Origin of the sequence: Pseudomonas sp. Larv2_ips (assembly GCF_963879675.1) — a bacterium.
In the GTDB taxonomy this organism is placed as follows: domain Bacteria; phylum Pseudomonadota; class Gammaproteobacteria; order Pseudomonadales; family Pseudomonadaceae; genus Aquipseudomonas.
The window spans coordinates 129,701-130,508 of record NZ_CAWOAW010000022.1; the positions used below are offsets into that span (position 1 = coordinate 129,701).

1 pseudogene is annotated in these 808 nt (G+C 58.8%); it reads left to right on the top strand.

Features of this window, described 5'->3' with window-relative positions:
* Positions 1-808, top strand: a pseudogene (locus AACV02_RS15930) (type IV secretion protein Rhs); the annotation flags it as partial.

Consider the following 808-nt stretch of genomic DNA (forward strand, 5'->3'; position numbering starts at 1 on the left):
GTCGCGTTTCTACCATTTCCGCGACGGTGTGCTGACAGCGATCAGCGACGCGTATGACAACCGGCTGCGGGTTATTCGTGATCGTTTGGGGCGGATTGAGCGGCTGGATAACGGTGTAGGCCGGTCTTTGTTTTTGCGCTATGAACTGGGCCGCATTGTGGCGGTGGACTATCAGGTTCATCGCGCCAAAGGCCGTGAGCCCTACGTCTGGGTGACGGAGCAGAACGTCGTTTCCTACGTCTATGACGAGGCGGGACGACTGGTTTCCGCGACGAATGCCGTAGGCGAAAGCGAGGTTTATCGGTACGACGATCAGCACGTCATCCTTGAGCGGCAGTTGGCCGGTGGGGCGAGTTTCTTTTGGGCGTGGGAACGGTCTGGCAAGGCCGCGCGATGTGTTCGGCACTGGGCCAGTTTTTCGCAGATGGACACGCGCTATGCCTGGGATGACAACGGCAAAGTCACGGTTCACAACGCTGATGGCAGTCAGGAAGTGTATGTCCACGATCAGCGGGCGCGGCTGGTGCAGCGGATTGATCCGGACGGTGCGGAGCATTTTAAATCCTACGATGACAAGGGCCGGCTGACGGTTGAGCAGGATCCGCTGGGGGCGGTGACGGCGTATCAGTATGACGACGCCGGACGTTTGGTGGCGTTGTTTCCTGGGGAGGATGAGCCGACTTCCTACGAGCATGACAACGGGTTCGTACGGGTCGTACGGCGGGGTGAAGCGGTTTGGAAGTATGAGCGTAACGAACAAGGCGACGTTACGCGTCAGACAGATCCTGACGGCCACATTACAGACTAC